Annotated in this window: 11 protein-coding genes and 1 CRISPR repeat array; of the genes, 1 reads left to right on the top strand and 10 read right to left on the bottom strand. The window is 51.3% G+C overall.

The window, feature by feature from the left end; all coding sequences use genetic code 11:
- Positions 1-489: 489 nt before the first annotated feature.
- A complete protein-coding gene (locus Q5H33_RS04685; protein WP_179141188.1) occupies positions 490-633 on the bottom strand; it encodes a hypothetical protein in 144 nt (47 codons plus the stop codon).
- 439 nt (positions 634-1,072) lie between these two features.
- Between Q5H33_RS04685 and Q5H33_RS04680 the strand changes: the two genes are divergently transcribed.
- Positions 1,073-1,606, top strand: coding sequence for a GNAT family N-acetyltransferase (locus tag Q5H33_RS04680; RefSeq protein WP_035010559.1), 534 nt, complete (start codon positions 1,073-1,075; stop codon positions 1,604-1,606).
- A 53-nt stretch (positions 1,607-1,659) separates the two neighbouring features.
- Positions 1,660-3,275: direct repeats of the CRISPR family, unit length 36 nt; unit sequence TCCTCAATGAAGTCCTGAGCTTGAATGCTCAGGAAT.
- Between the two features lie 225 nt (positions 3,276-3,500).
- Here the strand turns inward: Q5H33_RS04680 and cas2 are convergent.
- The 9 genes from cas2 to Q5H33_RS04635 form a co-directional block, all read right to left on the bottom strand.
- Positions 3,501-3,797 carry a CRISPR-associated endonuclease Cas2 gene (gene cas2, locus Q5H33_RS04675; protein WP_195393908.1) on the bottom strand — a complete coding sequence of 99 codons (297 nt, stop codon included), beginning with the start codon at positions 3,795-3,797 and terminating at the stop codon, positions 3,501-3,503.
- 10 nt (positions 3,798-3,807) lie between these two features.
- Positions 3,808-5,397, bottom strand: coding sequence for a CRISPR-associated endonuclease Cas4/Cas1 (locus tag Q5H33_RS04670; RefSeq protein WP_046999826.1), 1,590 nt, complete (start codon positions 5,395-5,397; stop codon positions 3,808-3,810).
- A gap of 13 nt (positions 5,398-5,410) precedes the next feature.
- Complete coding sequence (locus Q5H33_RS04665) at positions 5,411-6,469, bottom strand: hypothetical protein (protein ID WP_046999825.1); 1,059 nt, start codon at positions 6,467-6,469, stop codon at positions 5,411-5,413.
- The gene (gene cas3u / locus Q5H33_RS04660) at positions 6,469-9,588 is read right to left on the bottom strand and encodes a type I-U CRISPR-associated helicase/endonuclease Cas3 (protein ID WP_229076148.1); all 3,120 of its coding nucleotides are present in this window, start codon (positions 9,586-9,588) and stop codon (positions 6,469-6,471) included. The genes Q5H33_RS04665 and cas3u overlap by 1 nt, the downstream gene beginning before the upstream one ends.
- Positions 9,576-11,306 (bottom strand): type I-U CRISPR-associated protein Csb2, encoded by a 1,731-nt coding sequence (gene csb2 / locus Q5H33_RS04655; RefSeq protein ID WP_195569785.1) that lies wholly within the window; start codon positions 11,304-11,306, stop codon positions 9,576-9,578. The genes cas3u and csb2 overlap by 13 nt, the downstream gene beginning before the upstream one ends.
- Position 11,307: 1 nt before the next feature.
- On the bottom strand, positions 11,308-12,510 hold the full coding sequence (gene cas7u / locus Q5H33_RS04650) for a type I-U CRISPR-associated RAMP protein Csb1/Cas7u (RefSeq protein WP_046999823.1): 1,203 nt from the start codon (positions 12,508-12,510) through the stop codon (positions 11,308-11,310).
- A gap of 1,199 nt (positions 12,511-13,709) precedes the next feature.
- Positions 13,710-17,024, bottom strand: coding sequence for a mupirocin-resistant isoleucine--tRNA ligase (ileS, locus tag Q5H33_RS04645; RefSeq protein ID WP_152659324.1), 3,315 nt, complete (start codon positions 17,022-17,024; stop codon positions 13,710-13,712).
- 377 nt (positions 17,025-17,401) lie between these two features.
- Positions 17,402-18,874 carry a glycoside-pentoside-hexuronide (GPH):cation symporter gene (locus Q5H33_RS04640; RefSeq protein ID WP_003811043.1) on the bottom strand — a complete coding sequence of 491 codons (1,473 nt, stop codon included), beginning with the start codon at positions 18,872-18,874 and terminating at the stop codon, positions 17,402-17,404.
- A gap of 269 nt (positions 18,875-19,143) precedes the next feature.
- Positions 19,144-20,223: a LacI family DNA-binding transcriptional regulator gene (locus tag Q5H33_RS04635; RefSeq protein ID WP_276350704.1), complete on the bottom strand. Its 1,080-nt coding sequence runs from the start codon at positions 20,221-20,223 to the stop codon at positions 19,144-19,146.
- Positions 20,224-20,346: the final 123 nt, after the last annotated feature.

Raw genomic sequence — 20,346 nt, 5'->3', positions numbered from 1 at the left:
TCATCGTCCCATGGACGGGCACGACCCTAAGTGCGCAAACCTTCGGGCACTACCTTTAACGTTAGCTACACTTATGCGGATAAGTGTAGCTAACGCACATGCGATGCGACTGATAGATTGGCAAATACAATCATCCCCGCATGTGCGGGGAACACTTGAAACGCTGGCGCAGCTTGTTTTCGAGCGCGGGATCATCCCCGCATGCGCGAGGGACACCTGCCGAGTGGCTGGTAGTCCTGCATGTCGTGGGGATCATCTCCGCATGTGCGGGGAACACGGTGTCGTGGTGGTAGAATTGGATTGCTCGAAGATCCCACGCGACCAGCTTTCAAGACTGGAACATCAGTCGGGGGGTTATCTTCGGGTTTTCTATTTCAGTTGGATCTGATGCAGTCCCGATATGTCGAGCACCCATAGCTCGCGGATATGCGTTTCGTACCGTTGGGGATCATCCCCGCATATGCGGGGAACACGCGAACGTCTGCGTTTTCATGACATATCTGCAACAAAATCTATTAGCTTATCCTGAACACTTATCCATGCTTCAGAATCCAATCCAACATTGGTTTTCCTGTTTTTCTCTTCATCAATTTTGCTTTTGTCTGGCGGGGTGCCATGATGCCCTCCGACCACGCAGGCATACTGCGTGCAGCTTTTCTCCCCCAACCTCGGACTCGCAGGAGATATCCCTCAAGAATAATCTCTCCTGCGATGGGATGTGTGGGATGATCGGTATCTCGCAAGCCAGCTGCGTCTGTTCAATAGAAGTTAGGCCGATGGGGGCGGCGCCGTTTTGTTGGACTGCTTCAATTTGACAAAACACAGAGGACCGCGGGGCCCTGCTGCCCCTGCCTATATTTAGGCAAGTCGGCGTTTCGTAACCAATCACAAAACGCCGACTTGACTAAATACATAAATATAGCTAACGCGCGTGTGATACAACGAATATTTGAGTTGGAACGCGAGCTTTGTCAGCATCTCGTTTTGCCGATAACTACAAACGCGTCCGTATAATTGGACATTAAACGGCACGAGCCAGGCACTTGCGCATCAATAAACAGAGGACATAATCATGCAAAGAGATTTAGCACTGGTCAAGCCAACGCGAAAATACGCGAGCCAAGTGATGCATTACAAGCAGGAGATGCTTGCAAACAACGACAGTCTCGATGGATGCGCCGGTCTCGAAGACACGGATTCTTTTGATGAATGGATCGATTTCGATAATCGATTGAAAAAGAAATACGGCGAAGGCTATGTGCCGTCGGAAGTATTTTTAGCTATTCGGAAGGCGGATGACAAGCTCGTCGGCATCATTGATTTCAGACGTCCGCTATCCCCTTTTCTGCTGCAATACGGAGGAAATATTGGGTATAGCATTTTGCCATCGGAACGTCAAAAAGGGTATGCCAAAGCGATGCTCGCCTTACTCCTGCCCATCTGCAAAGAGCAGGGCGAGCAACGTGTTCTACTTACCTGTCACAAGAGCAATGAAGCATCAAGACGGACGATTATCAGCAATGGTGGAAAGATGGAGAATGAAATCGTGAACGGTACGGGACGGAACGAAGACAGTATCATCCAGCGATTTTGGATAGACCTCTGAATATTGGCTTTAATCCAAAAAACTGGAGACGGTTGCGCTTCTTCGCCCACAGCTCCTCAATGAAATCCCGAGTTTGAATACTCAGGAATCTTTGGTTCGGCACTTCGCTTGGCATGTCGCCGGGTCCTCAATGAAGTCCTGAGCTTGAATGCTCAGGAATCTGCGGTGCCGCGTCTGCATACGCGTTCGCCCGCTCCTCAATGAAGTCCTGAGCTTGAATGCTCAGGAATCTGGTGCCGCACCGAGAAGCTGCACAAGGGGCTCAGTCCTCAATGAAGTCCTGAGCTTGAATGCTCAGGAATTCCACGTGGACGCGCCAAGCGTCTTCCAGCGACTTGACTCCTCAATGAAGTCCTGAGCTTGAATGCTCAGGAATATCCTCGAAACCGTACCGCCGGAAAACATTGTCGTTTCCTCAATGAAGTCCTGAGCTTGAATGCTCAGGAATGTCTGTGATGCCGGTGATCTGCGTGACCTTGGCCGTCCTCAATGAAGTCCTGAGCTTGAATGCTCAGGAATCCCACTTGAAGCCACGACGCTTCACAAAAGTCACATCCTCAATGAAGTCCTGAGCTTGAATGCTCAGGAATTGAAGTCAATCACGACACGCACCGCATATTCCCTGCATCCTCAATGAAGTCCTGAGCTTGAATGCTCAGGAATGCAGGCGGCGTTCCAATCGGGCGCGTCTGCGGTCGATTCCTCAATGAAGTCCTGAGCTTGAATGCTCAGGAATTGGTGCATGCGCTGGAATTGCTTGAGGATGGCAGTCCTCAATGAAGTCCTGAGCTTGAATGCTCAGGAATCGCCCCACGACAGCACCTTGCTGCCATCCACCAGCACTCCTCAATGAAGTCCTGAGCTTGAATGCTCAGGAATATAATACGCCACTGTCTGGCATCTCATATTGAGACTCCTCAATGAAGTCCTGAGCTTGAATGCTCAGGAATACGATACGCCTATGTGACGCCTTGCATGTCGCTAACCCGCTCCTCAATGAAGTCCTGAGCTTGAATGCTCAGGAATGTCATAGGAGTACTCATTCTCGAAAAGTTCGGAGATCCTCAATGAAGTCCTGAGCTTGAATGCTCAGGAATACCCTGACCGACAAGAGGAAAGTGGACTGCGTCGTTCCTCAATGAAGTCCTGAGCTTGAATGCTCAGGAATTGAGCAGCTGCTGCTCCTCGACAATGCTCAAATTTCCTCAATGAAGTCCTGAGCTTGAATGCTCAGGAATACGTCGTCCCGTCATGGGGAGAGCGGCACATCGCCGGTCCTCAATGAAGTCCTGAGCTTGAATGCTCAGGAATTAGTGGTTGGGCGTCTTGGTCTGACGGTCTGGCCGTCCTCAATGAAGTCCTGAGCTTGAATGCTCAGGAATCTAATTCCACGGCCATCATCCACGTATTGCCCTCTCCTCAATGAAGTCCTGAGCTTGAATGCTCAGGAATGGTTCCCTTGGTGCGCGCCCATCCGGCCGACTCGTAACTTCCTCAATGAAGTCCTGAGCTTGAATGCTCAGGAATATCTTACTGCATATTATGCTCTTGGATATCTGCGTCCTCAATGAAGTCCTGAGCTTGAATGCTCAGGAATGGCTTCGTGTTGTCGGTGTAGTGTTCTGGATGATTGTCCTCAATGAAGTCCTGAGCTTGAATGCTCAGGAATAGTCATAGTCTAAGACCTTACAATGACACATATTCTAAAGGCTTTTGCGAGCGACTCTTTCATTTCTATCGCAATACAGAAGCAATATAAGTTCACTGGCTCCAAAACAACTATTTTTCAAGTGCGAGCGCTCACCGTGTGTCGCAGCAATGATGCATCTCTCGCACTTGAAAAACAGCAAAACACTCTTTACTTATCAAACAACATCGCCATTAGGCTAAAACTTCAAATCACTGTCGGTATCTCTAAATCGACGTATCCACGGCGCCCCAAGAAATCCAAGCCCTCTTCCGTTTGAGAAATGGTTCCAAGAGAACAGAACACAACAGAATCGATTGAGTCATCTATTTCCTTCTCTATCTGCATACGGACATCCAACATCATCGAAGGACGTACCCGCAGTAAGAAGACGCTATATTGCAATCGCTCTCCATAGTGTTGAAGAATTTTCGCAACATGTGAGCGGCAGCAATCATCGCTGATATCATATGCCACCAGATAGCCACGTTTCTGATTCGTCATGCCCCACTCCTTAACGAATTCTGATTCCGCGATATTCAGTTTGCGTCCCATCAAGATATCCCAAAATCATTCTGGCCTGAATTTCGATAGTCCTTCGCCAAGAAGCTTTGTATTTGAATACCGGATGGATGATTTCCGTAGCCATTCTTCGTTCGTATGCTTTGATCACCGTTTTCCGAGTCTCATCTGTCATGCGCACGGAGCCAAGCGCATCCGAGAATCCAGATGCATTGATTTCACCGTTATTAATCACTGTTTGCACTACCGAATCTGCAATCGGAGCCCTGAATTCCTCCATCAAATCCAGAGCCAATGCCGGTTTATTCCGTTTGCTGCTATGCAAGAAACCAGCATGCGGATCAAGACCGCAGGAAATCAAAGCTCGCACACAATCCGACAACAATAATGTGTATGTAAAATCAAGCAGTGCATTCAACGCGTCTGGAGCGGGTCTACGCATACGGGCAATCCAAGGCCACTCAGCTTGACGATCAGTTTTAATAAGATGCTCGAATTGAGAGAAATACAACGCTGCAGACTCTCCTTCGAGACCAAGTATGTCCTGCCAACGGTTCGCATTTCCAACCTGTTTCTCAATATGTCGCAGTTGCGGCAATACTGGATTGTCCGATTCTGACCGTCGCAGCAAAACAGATTGATTGTGTATTTTTGCGACGATAAATTCACGTGCAAGACCAAGCCGTCCTTCATGGGAAGCTACATGTTGGTCAACACGTTGCTCCCCGTTTGGTCCATAAGAGGGAATGGACCATCCGTACATTCGTCCTGTTCCACTGCACCAAACTATGGGAATATCACGCCACATCAACTCACGGATTAGCCCACTTGACAAATCGGTATTGCCGTAAATCTGCAAACCCTGCATGGTATCAATTGGAATAGAAGCAAGTTCTTCGCCATTTTTCTGAACAATCATTCTTCCGGATCTTGTAAAGGCTTTTGCTCCAGGAGTAGCAAGATGCGTTACTTGATTATCTGGAGACGAAACCATCACTCGATGCGCGACAGCACATAACTTGCGTTCTTCCGGCAGACAAATCCCTACATGTGAGCATCGCATACAACGAGCGCTGTCCTCTAATGGCTCAGGAGCTTGTTCCGAATTAATTAACGTTCGAGTTTCTTCCACCGCTTTATGCGCATTTTCATAATCTTCTTCGTCAAGGTCAACTTCAACCCGCCGATGGTGCGTGGTGAAAAATATTTCAGTACCAGCTACATGAAAACCCATATTTTCAAGACATGCAGCCTGTAAAGCAAGCTGTGTACGCATTGCGGGCGTAACTATCATCGCCCGCTTCACAGGCGTCGCTTTATATTCACGAATAACGATTCCGCTATCCGTCATTTTTGCAGCATCCAGCTTGCCGCTGACGCCCCATTCCTCATGCCTGATATTCACGGCTTGATACGAATCCGCATCAGGAGCGCCATCAGTACGGTCAACCTTGCGATGATCATATGTTCCTCGCATGATTTGATCCGAATCGACTTTTTCTCCTACCGCTTCCAACCACGCTCTGCGCGGGCAGAACATGTAATTGGCAACCAAGCTAATCGGAATAGGGTCGTCATCCATAGCTTTCTCCTTGTTATTCCATTTGTTTTACTGGGATGATTTCACCAGGCTCCAGCCATCGTTCCGGAGCACTTTTGTTATCAGACATGAACTGATTGAAAAGGCAACAGGCAGGAACACCTTTTTCTTCAAGCCAGTCAGATGCCGCACTCATTACTTGGTCTCCCCTGAAACGAGCCTGCTGAATACCGAATTGCGCAAGCGCTTCGCTACGTATAACGGAACGGTATTTCGCAGTTGTCCAGTATTGATCGAACAACGGAAGAATCGCGAAACGAATTGGACCTTTAATCTGGAACATTGCCGCGCTACTGTCACGAGACATTTCGCTTCCAATAGTCGTAACACGCGTCGGAAAGGCGGAAACGCCAATCAATGCGCACCATGCACGCGCATTGTCGGTTTTCGATGGAGCGTGAAGGCCCGTGGCAGCACGGCTAAATGCTTTATTGCCACCAACCTCATCCTCAATTGTCGTGCCAAGCAATCCATCCCGAACTTTTTCGATGGGTCGTGCTGCAACCTTTTGGGCCAAAGGAAACAAACGACCTCCGATGAATTCTTGCCCTTTGTTTCGCGTCACCATTTCCCAACGAGAAGCCCCGAAATCAGAACGTAAACTATGATTAGTTTGCTCACCTGACCAGTATGAAGGCTGCCCCAGTGCGCCGAAGTAACGGTAATCGCCGAATGTTTCCATGGCGTCAACCGCAGCTTCTCGATTTCTTTGAAGTTTTTCCCAGCCATAAGGAACACCCAAATTGCTTAGCCTCGGTGACATTGTGGCATGGAACGCCCCACTTGGCTTGTCGGATTCATTTGAAACCGTATAGTCGTCTTGAGAAGTCAACGGCAAAGATTGAGACCACCGCTTAGCATGTTCACTCACAACCTTCGATATTTGATCGATATCCAAATCATCATTCGTCTTTATCTCAAAAGCCTGCAAATCATCCAGCCATCGAAATAGGCAAACACGATCAGGATTAGCATCTTCAAGAATGGATGCAAGACCGACCATAAGCAAATGCGAGAATGCGTCGGTCGCATCCGCAGAAATGACAACACTCATCACAGCCCCTCCTTCGAACATGTAATATCCGCAGCGCGAAGCAAAGCTTCAAGGTAAGAAACTCCCCAGAAACCATACCTTTGATTGGTATGGTCGATGAGGGTCTCCCACTCACCGGTTTCGAACAATCGGTCGGAAAGCACATTCAATTCCGGATTCATTTCGCGGGAAGAACCACCCTCCACAGGAAGCAGATATTCAGTCCCATACTGGAAAGATGCACGTCCGTGGCCATGTGATGTGCCTATGAGTCGTGCGACAAGCTGCTTGTCGGTTTCTTCCATATCTCGCAACCGTTCATTCGTTTTGCTGGCTTGAAGGAATTCCGCAACGGAACGTTGCTCATGACGCCAACCATGCAGTCGATATTCGTTACGAAGTCCCCGCTCTTTGGCATGCGAAATAAAGTACCGGCTCTTTGCCCAAAGTTCCGTTTCCTGCACCTCGCGATCATTACGAAGCAGTCTCTGGAAACGCCTGTCTTTCTTGCCCTCATCATGATATTCACCGGCAATACGCAAATCATTGGTCAAAGTATCATCAAGCCCGACAGCTTTACCAAGCGCTTGTGCACGCCAAGCTACATGATCTTGATGGCCTTCTTTCCTGCGAAGATTGGAATCATTCGATATTCCTCCTAGAAAAAGAGTCTTTTTCCTAGAGACTATGATTTCCTGGTCAGATTCAGAATCTGGCGCATTTTCAGAAGCACTGCTTACGATCCATCTGACTTCACGGATAATCTCATTGCCATCAACATCAAAACAAGAATGTTCTCGTTCAAAACAAAGCAAGGAGCACTCCACCGAACTTGTCGACTCCGCTGCCGCAGCTGCACGAATCAGTCTTAACGACTCTTGCATGTCGTTTTGCACTTTGTCAGAAAGGACTTCAGCATTGTGCTCGCCAGAGATTTCTTCAATCTTTTGAATATGCTGAAATGCTTCAATCTCTTTCGGCTTAAGCGAAATGTCATTGATGACCATGATAGAGGAGCCACATTTGTTAAAAACATCCTCTACCGTAGAAGAACCTTCTGGATCAAAAATCGCAACATTCTCAGTGAATGTAGAGAAAACTCTTTCAAAATCATCAAGGATAAGTATGTCGCCAGATTTGATCACAGCATGCTCGGCATCTTGCACATGCATGCATATCACACGATGACCTTCAGGTTCCGAGGCGCGATATCTGAATACTCTATGTGGAAAATCGATTTTATCTTTTCCACCATGCTCATTGTCAGCCTCGACCCGAGCACCTCTCCTTCGCGACTTATTGTCTTCCTTCTCCAAACATTTAAAGAACTCTTGAAGTCCACGCCATTTTCTAACGGGGAATAACTCGTCATTCTCAGGCTGCGCCATTTCCAGAATTCGAATAGCCGACATGTCATTCCATGGCAAATTTCTCACCACGATATTAATGTCAGGACCACTGGAATTAAGATCATCCCGTAACCATAGATTGAGGTCCGCACGTCCCTGTTGAAGATCAACCCCACACAGGTTGGCACATAAATTCTCATCTGTGACAGATAGATTCTCAACATCCCATGGTTCCAAACGCTGGATTAAAAGTCTGTCGGGATCTTCCCGAGGTACCATGGTTTTTCCTACGGACCATGCGCTGATGCTCGGCTTTCCAGTTTCTGCATCTTCCAAGGAATTTAGCCAAGTCTGCGCCTTTATAATATCTTCAGGCTTGTAAGGAACAGTCTCGTCAGATTGCTTCTTTTCAGAAAGCTTCTGCAAATCAACGCCAAATATGTAGATAAGGCCTTCAGATCTCAAGCCACGACGATTCACACGGCCGGCACGTTGAACCAACGCAGATCCAGGAGCAATCTCAGTCACCATATTTGCAAAATCGATATCAACGCCGACTTCCAAAGTCTGTGTGCCGATAATGCAGCAAGGAGCCTCATCTGGTTTTAGCTCAGAAAGAGAATGCAGCTTATCGGCCACTTTTCTTTTGTCGTATGCACGCATTGGACCGATATAAACGTCAATAGGCTTTTTGATGCCATTCTTTTTGCATAGTTTTTCGAGTTTGTCAGCAACGAGGTTGGCTTTTTTAACTGTGTTGAGAATGCATCCAAGAACATGGGGACCTGAATCGCTGTATTCATCAGCCTCGATATTGGAGTGAATCAGAGAAAGGCACTGCTCAACAATTGCATCTATCTCATCTTTCGACTTCTCAAAATCACAAGTTACAACAACTGGTTTTGACTGGTTAAGACGCTTTTCGAGCATAACGTCAGTTGTGAAATCAGATTCAAGGACAGAAATCGCATTATCAGTATCTTCAGAAACTGGGGTTGCAGTCGTTTCTACAACTTGTAAAGGAGATACTTGTCGAGCAATCGGAGCATCAGCCATGTTTTCGATACGTGCCACTTGCTGTGCGGTTTTTAATAATTGCTGGCTCAGATGAGCTTCATCAACAATCAACACTGTGTCGTATGCAAGCAATCCAGCTTCCATAGAACGCATGGTACGACTAGTGCCGTAGCCACGAAACAGCAAGCGGCTTCCGAACATGTCAGGAGTAGCACAAATCACAGCACAGGTCTGCGGATAATAGCGCCACTCTCGGTCCGGACTGATACTGCCTCGCAATTCAACAGCAATCATCCGCGGAATCGCAGAATCGCTTTTAGTTCTATCATTAATAGCTGCACGAAGTTTTAAACCGTCTCGATATACGTCAAGCCCGTCATTGGCGACATGCTCAATCTGCATTTTGTCCTGTAACGCACAAGCTTCATCAAATTGATCATCAACCAATGAACGACGATTTACCGTAAGCGCCAAACGACGAGGAATGTTTCGCAATGGTAAATCGAAAAGACCGTTTCCTTCCACGAGAGAAAGGCCTGCCATAGCATTAAGGAACACATGGATATCTATCACACTGGTTTTCCCAGAAGCGGTTGGAGCGCCAATACTTCGAGGCCAATACCCATGCTCTGCAACATACAGCATCAATCTAATCTGCCATTGATAAGGTGTACGAACAGGCAAATTCGATTCATGACTTGAATGAACCGCAGCGATGAATTCTTTGAACTTAGCAGTCAGGTATTGCCGCTGCTCCAGACTCATTTCAGCCATGTTGGAATCCCCTTTTCGAAATCATCATCCGATTGACACACGCTTACGGCAAAATCCGCCGGCACAAGGAAACCTCCACCCAAATGGCGACTCTGACCGATTGCCATAGCCGCACAATCCAGAGACTCACCGGCATCAGAAATCGCAATCAACGCATTCATACCATGCAAAATGTTGGAACCGTTCGCACGATGCACATAATCCGTCATGTTGGCACGATGAACGGTACGATAATTGTAAATACGGAAATGCGAGGTCTTCGCGCTCACCACATCAACAATGTTCCAATAGCGTTCCTCTCGACTTCCTTCCGACGATTGCGGATATTGCGAACGCCAAACATGTCCAATCGACAAACAAAGAGCCTCATAAACTCCCCATTTGCGATGCAACTTTATGTCAGGAATAGGGCGTGTCTCAGCGATGGCCATCGGTCTGACCGCCCAATATCGACACATTCCCGGCGCTACTGGCTTCCAGAAATGCTCGGCATCAACCGTTGTGACTTTCCCGATACGCAAAGTCGACTTTTCCGGAGCATAGTACAACGATTTGCCTTCAGCTCCGGCACAGACATCGCGCAACTTGCCAATGTCGCCTTTAGACATATCTGAAGGAATCAAAATAAGAAAACCAGGATTCAACTTCACAACATCGTCTCGGATTTGTTGACTATACCGCTGCTTGAAATCGGCATCAATAATCTGAATGGACACGTTATTGGCCGGTCTGGCTATGCCTGGAGCATATTTACCCACCAAAGCCGGCGATGGATCAATTCCCCACTCCTTTACTAGAAAACGATGCAGTGCCACAGCCCAATTGACAAATTCGGATTCCTGAGGTTTCCATTCAGATGAATTTTTAATGTCACCATTGCATGCAATTGCATTGATTTCCAAGTATAAAGCCATCACCCAAGGAGCTTTAAGCACTTCCCTCTGCTTCCGAGCAGCCGAAGAAAGATACCTAGCTTTGCCTTCCGTTTGAGCAAGTGGATACTCATTAAGGAAATTCTGCTCGTCCTCTTTGTCGCTAACAGTAAGGTTTTTCTTACCCTTCGGTTTGGGATTCGCTGCCACAAAAGCCTGCTTCAAATCATCAAGACGCCCCTTTTTAGGGTAAGCAACAGGCTTTCCCCTCTTTCGAATATTCGTTAATGCCGAATCGGGGGAAAGTGTCCATAACTGTTCATCGACGCCAGAAGGAAGAACATAATCCTCATAAGTATTCAGCTCCACCGGAGAACAAGCTTCGCCTAGATAAGGAACTTCATTGCAAAGCCAGCTCAACACCATTCTCGCTGTAGATGAGGGGCATTCATGCCATATCCAAGTCAGCAATCTTCCAGATTCAGGATGCTGCTCATATGCAGTGGCTATGTGGGCTGTAGTAGATGAAACTTTATCTTTCGGTTTTTTTCTATTCTGGACATTGCCTTTATTTCTATAGGCAACAGCCCTGCTATCAGCTTTAACAGCGTGTGGGAGCAGCATTCCCTGAGGTGGATTATCCTCAAGCCAGTTCAAAGCCTCTCGAATCTGATCGTCCGTCAGATTACGATTGGCATCAACCTGTTCAAAACCGAAAGTCAAGTATGCCACCGAAACAAGCGCAGAATACAAGCGGCAAAGTGAAGGAAACTCTTCCGGTCTGCCACCAGAATCACTGCCCTGATAAAAACCAAGCGGAAAATAAGCCGATATCGCGAAAGCCATATCAGTTTCCCTTTTCATCATCTTCAGCAGAAGCATTGGCAAGCACCGCAGGATTACCTTCCACAAGGAATTCCTGCCCCTCCCAAGTGATTCCCGCCTTTTCATGAGCCTGCGCGTAAGCCTCTTCCAAAAGTTTTTCAGCCATTCCAGCAGTAAGAGGTTCCAATTCCTCCTTCTCGCCATAGCGCTTGTTCAACATGACAGTCGGCTTGCCGGTCTCCGCAAGGAAGCAATTCGCACGGATGAAAGGATTCTCATCATAACCGGCAATATCACGCAGAAGTACAGCGAGAATTAATGCACGAATCGCAGCATCCCCTTCAACACCCTTGCCGAAATGGAATGTACGCACGGTAGCGAAGCTCAGCACACGGGTGGAGATGACTTTCCGGACAGAAACACCGTCTAGAACGTCTTTTTTAGCACTTGGTGGAATGGCACCCAAACCGATGGTCGAACCCTTGCCCGATTTCTTGAAACTTGTTTTAGTCTTGTCGCTTAGGTCAATACTGTCACCAACAATCTTCTGACGGTCAGCTTCGGTAGATACAATCACGCTCGCCCCAACTGGATCAATGCGTCCGCCCGCACGATGGATTACAGGGTCTTCTTCTTGTTCGGCCAGAATGGCATATGTTTCGCCAACCATAACAGAAGGAATCCTCAGCTGATTCTTACTGCGAGTGGAGTCCCATCCACCGAAAATGACCGTCTCCGGAGAAAGTTCGAAAATCGGCAGCAGATTATCCAAAGTCGAATTACGCGCCTTCACATATTCCTCCGCCTTGGAAGTAGATTCACCCTTATAACTTCCGACACGAATATGGCCATCGAAGCCACGATGTGGAAGCTGATTATCATAGACAACTTCCTTTCCGGCATCGGTATCATACTGAACCGCAATGCGAGGCATTTTTGAAAGAACGCCCTCACCATTCCGCATGGCTTCCGTTGTCGTTTCCTCAGCACGATTAGCAAAAGAACCCTTGGAATCAATCATCACCGTCTTCACCGGCTTTTCTTGATCTTCCTCATAGCGTTTTGCAAAAATATATGTCGCATTACCTCGGTCATCGACATACTTCGCAGGTGCGATCACACCATCCGGACCACTTGCAGGTTCCAGCTCCTGCCGCATCGTCAAACTGCCAGCTCCACCAACATGAGCAGCCGCATTCAAATCTTCAATAGTAAGCGCACGCATTCTAGCGTCCTTTCTTTCCCATACGAACAACCGTGTCCATATTGTTAAATATCAGTGTAGGGTGTGTTGGTGCACATGACGGATACGCCACGCGCACCAACACAGAAAAGAAGTCTTTTCCGCCAAGGGAAAAGAATTGCTTGAATCTAAATCCGAAGCAAATAAAAACAATTCCTCAATGAAGTCCTTATTCATGGGTGGAAAACACATCTATGCCCTTCACCCACACTAACGCCATGCATGTTCTATTTATTCACAAGAACAAGCACGACGATAGCAAGAATAAGCGTTATCGCATTACCCATATGCCTCCTTTCGTTTTATCCAATACAGAAGTTTCGCCAATACTAGGCTTAACGAAATTCCCGCACAACATGCACCCTACCACAATTCACAAATATTGCAAGTTCAGGAAATACCTTAAAATCCAAATTAAATAAATACTATATAAGAAGTTATATGCCAACTACACTTATATGAGTGTAAAAGCAGCAAAATCATACACAATATACAGAAAAGAAAAAGCCGGGAACGGGAACGACGGTTGAAACCGACGAACTCGACTCCCGGCATCGCGACTGCTTCTCAAAGATGTGCGCTTGACTCACATGGATGGTACTGAGAACCATTCGCTTGCGATCTGCTTCCGCGCACGTGCCAGCGCAACGTAAATACGTCGCAGGCACACGGCAGACACAAATCAAGTCTGTATAAATCTTCCAGCCGGTGTAAAAGCCAGCCGAAAAGCCACAGGCTACTCTAGTCGCACGGTCGAATAATCACAAATCGATCGCAAAACCATGGAACAGCATACGCATCCATGTTTTGTTACCCGGACATGGAGGTTACGGTAACAAAATGCGGAAAAGCGAGCCAGAAGCCGAAGGTTAGGACTGAAGGAATACAGACTGAAGGAATACGGACTGAAGGAATACAGACTGAAGGAATACAGACTGAAGGAATACAGACTGAAGGATATAGGGTGGGACAACGACGTGAAAGGGGTCCTGCCGTTTAAACGGCAGGACCCCTTCGCATCAAGACGAAATCAGCCCAATCAAGCCAAATCCGCACAACCCGGTCAATTCAGCCAAACCAACCCAATCCCAACCGGATCGCACCAACCAATTCGGCCAATCCGGTCGACTTAGTTGAATCGACCAAGCGGAATCAGCCCAACTGATTCACCCCAACCAAAATCAGGCCTTGGCAACCTCGATGGCGGGCTCGGAGCCTTCGGCGCCGGCAACAACGTCAAGCGAGTCGGCGAGCGTGTCGGCGGACACGAGATCGCGGAACTGCTCGACCTTCGCCACGTCGCCGGCCGGGACGGTCAGCTTCAGCGCGATATGGTCGGAGACCTCGAGACCGGCGGCCTTACGGGCGTCCTGCACGGAGCGGATCACGTCGCGGGCGTAGCCTTCGGCAACCAGATCGTCGTTCAGCTCGGTGTCGAGGATCACGAAACCGCCGGTCGGCAGGGCCGCGGACACGGAGTTGGCGGCCTCTTCGGCGTTCTGTTCCTCCACGCTGTTGATCAGCTCGTACTCGCCCTCTTCCAGCGTAATGTCGCCGTTCGGGGTCTCGCACACCGGAGCGCCGGAAGCGTCCACATGCCATGCGCCGGACTTGGAGGCCTTGATGGCGAACTGCACGTCCTTGCGCAGGCGCTTGCCTGCAACGCGGGCGTTCACGCGCAGCTCGTGGATGATCTTCAGGCCCTGGGAGCCCGCATCCTCAAGCGTGCACAGCTCCACGTTCTTGACGTTGAGCTCGGACTTCAGAATCTCGTCGTACGCGGCCACGGCGGCGGTATCCTCCACCACCACGGTGAGCTTGCTCAGCGGCTGGCGCACGCGGATCTGCTTCGCCTTACGCATGGACAGGGTGCTGGAGACGACCTCGCGCACCTTTTCCATGGCGTTCACCAAAGCCGGATCGTCGACGAGCACGCGGCCAAGTTCGGTGGCTTCGCCGGTCTTCTCGTCGGCCAGGAACGGCCAGTCGGCCAGATGCACGGATTCGCCTCCGGTCAGGCCGCGCCACACGGATTCGGCTTCCATCGGGGCAAGCGGCGCAAGGACGCGCATGAACACCTCAAGCACGGTGTACAAGGTGTTGAACGCGTTGGCGTCCTCGTTCCAGAAGCGGTCGCGGTTGTTGCGGATGTACCAGTTGGTGATCATGTCGATGAAGTCGGACACGGCGTCGCATGCATCGGAGATCAGGAACTGGTCCAGCGAGGACTGGGTCTTTTCGACCAGTCGGTGGGTACGGGCCAGCAGGTAACGGTCCATTTCCGGCAGCGATGCAACTTCGTCGGCGCGAAGCTTGCGCGCGTCGTACCCGGCCGCGTTCGCGTACAGCGTGAAGAAGTAGTAGGAACTCCACACCGGCAGCATGACCTGGCGGACGGTGTCGCGGATGCCATCGGCGGTGACGATAAGGTTGCCGCCGCGCAGGATCGGCGAGCTCATGAGGAACCAGCGCATGGCGTCGGAGCCGAAGTCGTTGAACACGCCGTTCACGTCCGGATAGTTGCGCAGATGCTTCGACATCTTCTGTCCGTCGGAGCCGAGCACTATGCCGTGGCAGATCACGTTCTTGAACGCCGGCCTGTCGAACAGGGCGGTGGCCATGACGTGCTGCACGTAGAACCAGCCACGGGTCTGGCCGATGTATTCCACGATGTAGTCGCACGGGAAGTGCTGTTCGAAGGTTTCCTTGTTTTCGAACGGATAGTGGTACTGGGCGAAGCTCATCGAACCGGATTCGAACCAGCAGTCCATCACGTCGCTGATGCGGTGCATGTGGCTCTTGCCGGTCGGATCGTCCGGGTTGACGCGGGTCAGCTCGTCGATGTACGGGCGGTGCATGTTGATGTTACCCTCATGATCGCGCGGATAATCGCCGAAGTCGGCCTTGAGCTCATCGAGTGAACCGTACACGTCCACACGCGGGTACTTCGGATCGTCCGAAACCCATACCGGGATCGGAGAGCCCCAGAAACGGTTGCGGGAGATCGACCAATCGCGTGCGTTCGCCAGCCACTTGCCGAACTGGCCGTCCTTCACGTTGTTCGGAATCCAGTTGATCTGCTGGTTGAGTTCGAGCAGGCGGTCCTTGATCTTGGTGACGGCCACGAACCAGGAGCTCACCGGCTTGTAGATCAGCGGGGTGGCGCAACGCCAGCAGTGCGGGTAGGAGTGCACGTAGCTCTTCTCCTGGAAGAGGATGGCGCGCTGCTCTTCGGGGATGCGGGCCAGCGGGCCGTCACCGGCGCGCAGGTTGCGCAGGATCGGCTTGTTGGCGTCGAACACGTACATGCCCTCGTAATCCGGGCACAGCGACGTGAACTTGCAGCCCGCGTCGAGCACGTCCACGCTCTTGATGCCCTTGGCGTTGAGCGTGTTCATATCGTCCTCGCCGTAGGGGGCCTGATGGACCAGGCCGGTACCTTCAACGGTGTCGACGTAGTCGGCGGTGAAGATCTGGTAGCCTTCCGGCCCCGGCACCTTGCCCTCGGCGGCGTTCTCGTCGCCTGCGAAGTACGGGAAGACCGGGTAGTAACGCCAGCCTTCCATTTCGGCGCCCTTAAGCTCGCGCACGATCTCGTAGTTCTCGCCAAGTTCCTTCTCGTAGGAGCCAAGCAGCGGCTTGCCGAGGTAGAACTTCTTGCCAGCGAACTTGCCTTCGGTCGGACGCACCTCGACGTAGTCGATGTCAGCGCCGACCACGATGGCGAAGTTGGTCGGAACGGTCCACGGAGTGGTGGTCCAGAAGACGGCGTAGGCATCCTCCTCGTCGCGCAGCTTCACGGCCACGGACACGGTGGTGTCCTGACGGTCCTGATACACGTCGGCGTCCATGCGCAGCTCGTGCGCGGACAGCGGCGTCTGGTCCTTCGGGCAGTACGGCAGCACGCGGTAGCCCTGGTAGGCCAGACCCTTGTCGTACAGCTGCTTGAAGGCCCACATCACGGACTCCATGTACGTGATGTTCAGGGTCTTGTAGCCGTGCTCGAAATCGACCCAACGGGCCTGACGGTGCACGTAGTCCTTCCACTCGTTCGTGTACTTGAGCACGGACGCGCGGCAGGCGTCGTTGAACTTGTCGATGCCCAGTTCCTTGATCTGGTCGACGGAGTCGATGCCCAGTTCCTTCTGGGCTTCAAGCTCGGCCGGCAGACCGTGCGTGTCCCAGCCGAACACGCGGTTGACGCGGTGGCCCTTCATGGTCTGGTAACGCGGGATGACGTCCTTCGCGTAACCGGTCAGCAGGTGGCCATAGTGCGGCAGGCCGTTGGCGAACGGCGGACCGTCGAAGAAGACGAATTCGTTCTGGCTGTGATCGCCGGAAGGACGGCGTTCGATGGACTTCTGGAAGGTGCCGTCCTTGTCCCAGTAGTCAAGCACGGACTCCTCAAGCTTGGGGAAGCTGGGGTTCGGCGCGACATTGGCGCTCTGCTCACCGGCAGCAGCCTTCGGATACACATGATTGGTGGATTCGCTCACCGTATGCTCCTCGTTTGGCGGTTTCATTACTTACTTTACGAGGACGATGATTTTCGTGCGATTGCGCACGTCCGACACCGCGGTACCACCTCGCTTGCCGCACTCCCCTGTTTTCTTACGCAGGCTTCCCTGCACAGGTTTCATACGACCGCTTGACGTTCGGCTGTTCGGGCCGATCCCGCCGGTTCTACTAGGCCGCACCCAAAAGCGCCGACCGTTCTTCCGGAAGCTCCCCGCTGATAACGGATCATTGCTATACGTTTCAAATCGTCAGCCTAGCACTTACCACGAACGTAGGAAACGCGAAAAGCCGCATGGCGTCCACCATGCGGCTCCTTCAGCGCGACGATTGAAATTCAATCGCAATCAAAAGCGAATCAGCCTTCGTTGAGCTGAGTTTCCAGCTGCTCGACAATGTCAGCATGCATCTTCTCGCTGATCTTCACCTTGAGCAGGAACACAACACCGCTCAGGATGATGACAGCCAGCGGCACATAGAAGGCGCAGACCTTGAAAGTGTGGATGTTCGCGGCAGTCATGTCGGCGGCGGTGGCGTCACCAATCATGCCGGCGGCGATGGCGACAGCACCGACGATACCGTTGGAGCAGGCGCCTGCGATCTTATCGAGCATCGGACGCACGGACAGGGTGACGGCCTCGTTACGTTTGCCGTTCTTCAGCTGGCCATATTCGATGGAGTCGGTCAGGGAGAGGATGGCAGTCATCTGGATGAAGGTCTGCGGCAGGTAGAAGAACACCAGGCCGACGGTGACGACAGCGAGGTTGTTGGTGCCGACGATGAACAGCAGGTAGCCGAGGACCATGAGCACCATACCGCCGAGGTACAGGTAGCGACGCGGTATGCGCTTGTTCAGAATCGGGTACAGCGGCGCCATGATGATGCCGGCGATGACCGAGACAACGCCGACGATGGAGTAGGCGGCGGAGTTGTTCAGGATGAACTTGAACATGTACATGAGCACGCCGGTGGTGGCCACGTTGGCGATGGCGTACAGCAGGTAGGACAGGGCGACCCACAGCAGCTGGTCGTTCTGGGCGAGAGCCTTGAACGCGGCGAGTGGACCACCGTTATCTTCGGCCTTGGCGCGCAGGGTGCTGGTGCTTTCCTTGGTGCCGAACGCGACGGAGCACACGGTGAGGACGCCGAGAATAGCCACGATGATGGCGAAGCAGGTCCAGCCACTTTGGCTTTCCTGGTGCTTGCCGGTGAAGATGTAGCTGAAGTAAGTGACGATCGGAATGACCACGATGGTCAGGCCGTTGTAGCCGATGGAGCCGCCGAAGGAACCGAGGGCGGTGTAGGTGGAGCGCTCATGGGAGTCGGAGGACAGCGCCGGGATCATGCCCCAATAGGAGATGTCGCGCAGGGAGTAGAACACGTCGAGCACGATGAAGGTGATGACGAACAGCACGATGAACAGCGTGGTGTTGACGTTCACCAAGCCGAACAGGCCGGTGTAGACCAGCACGAGCAGAACGGCGGAAACGGTGCCGCCGATGAGCTGCCATGGCTTGAAACGACCCCACTTGGTCTTGGTGTTATCGATGATGTTGCCCAGCAGCGGATCGATGAAGATCTCCGCGATACGGATGACAACCACAAGGCCGGTGATAACGCCGATGAGCTTGGTAGCGAGCGCCTTGTCAACGCCGGAGAACAGCGAGCTGGTGACGTAGACGATGAAGTAGGTGCTCAGCGCGTTGTAGAAGGCGGATTGGCCGACGTTGCCGAATGAATAGGCCACGCGGGACAGCAGACTGCCTTTCCTGGTTGGCTTCGCAGACTGCTGCGTCTCCTTCGGTGCGGCTGCGACATTGGATTCTGCCATCGTACTTCTCCTTAGAAGTTGTGATTGAAGCTGTAATCGGAAATCATCATTTGATTTCGCATGAGTTAAGTATATCCCTTTACCCCTGTTTAGTAAAATTTAACATCTGCGTTGTGCACTGTTGGGCGTGTCGCATTTTGTGCGATTCTGCACATATACATGTCATATTGTGTGCGATTCGCGGTATTTCGCCGACAGTAGACAAACAAAAGGCGATTGATGACATAGCATCATCAATCGCCTTTCATATTTTTCCGCACATACGTACGCTAGGCAGCCCGTTTCGACCGGGCAGATCGCTTCGATCGGGTCTGCAATTTTGGCCGCGATTCACGTTTCGGCTGCGCCGGCACGAAACTATCTCGCACTTCCAGCGTCGTCGACAGGTACGCATGCTGCCGTACTGTGCGCTTGCTGGCAATCGCATCGGCCAAGGTGAGAATCGCAACGCGCGCAAGCTCGTTCTGGTCGATTGAGAACGTGCTCAACGGTGGCGACGTAAGCTGTGCGATCGCCTGGTTGTTGATGCTGATGACGCTGATGTCGCGGGGCACGATCACACCAACCGCGTTGAACGCCTGCAGCACGCCGACCGCGATGATGTCCGCCGAAACAATAACTGCGTCAGGCAGTGCGCCGTTGTGGTCACGGATAAACTGCTCCCCCAGCTTGCGACCATTTTCCACGGTGAACAAGCCGTCAGAATACGCCAGTCCACGCAGGTCGAGACCATAACGGCCCATTTCACGCCGAAAATATGTGGCACGCCCCTCTTCGTCCACCTCATAAAAATTCGTCAGCCTCCCCTTGCCGCCGATGAATCCGACACGCTTCATGCCAGCCTTCGCACATGCTTCGACCGCGTCATGCATGGTCTGCTGTAGGTCGGGCTGTACGGAATCAAACAGGTTCGGTGCGGGATTCACATCGATGAACACACCGTATGGCATGACCTCATGCAACTTCTCAAGGTCGCTTTCGGCTATGACATTGGCGCCGATAGCCATGAAACCATCGAATTTCCCCTTCTGATTCAACATCTCGTCAAGACTGTGGAAAACAGTGAGCTCCATACGCTGCTGTTTGGCGTTATGTTCCAGCGCCGAACGCAAATCGGCAAAATACGAATCACGCAGCGTTTCGTCGGACTCCTCGTTGTCCAACAAGGCTACTTCGTGCGGAATGACGATACGCTTGGCCTGGGCGCTGTATCCCAAATCCTCGCTGGCGCGGATGATCGCGCGACGCGTCTCCTCACGCACGGACAGCGTCGGATCGCCATTCAACAGACGCGACACCGTGGCCTGCGAAAATCCCGTACGTTTCGCAATCTCCTTGATGGTCGCCATCGCTCCCTCGCCCTCCCATGGATGCCTCATCAGATTTTAGTAAAAGCATTACTAAATCCATCATATTACATTACCGAACGTATTCTTATAGCCATGACACAGCCAGAGCAATCACGGAAACCG

This window comes from uncultured Bifidobacterium sp. (genome assembly GCF_959020145.1).
Classification (GTDB): domain Bacteria; phylum Actinomycetota; class Actinomycetes; order Actinomycetales; family Bifidobacteriaceae; genus Bifidobacterium.
Note: the sequence above shows the minus strand (reverse complement) of the source record. Positions and strands in the feature narration are given on the sequence as shown.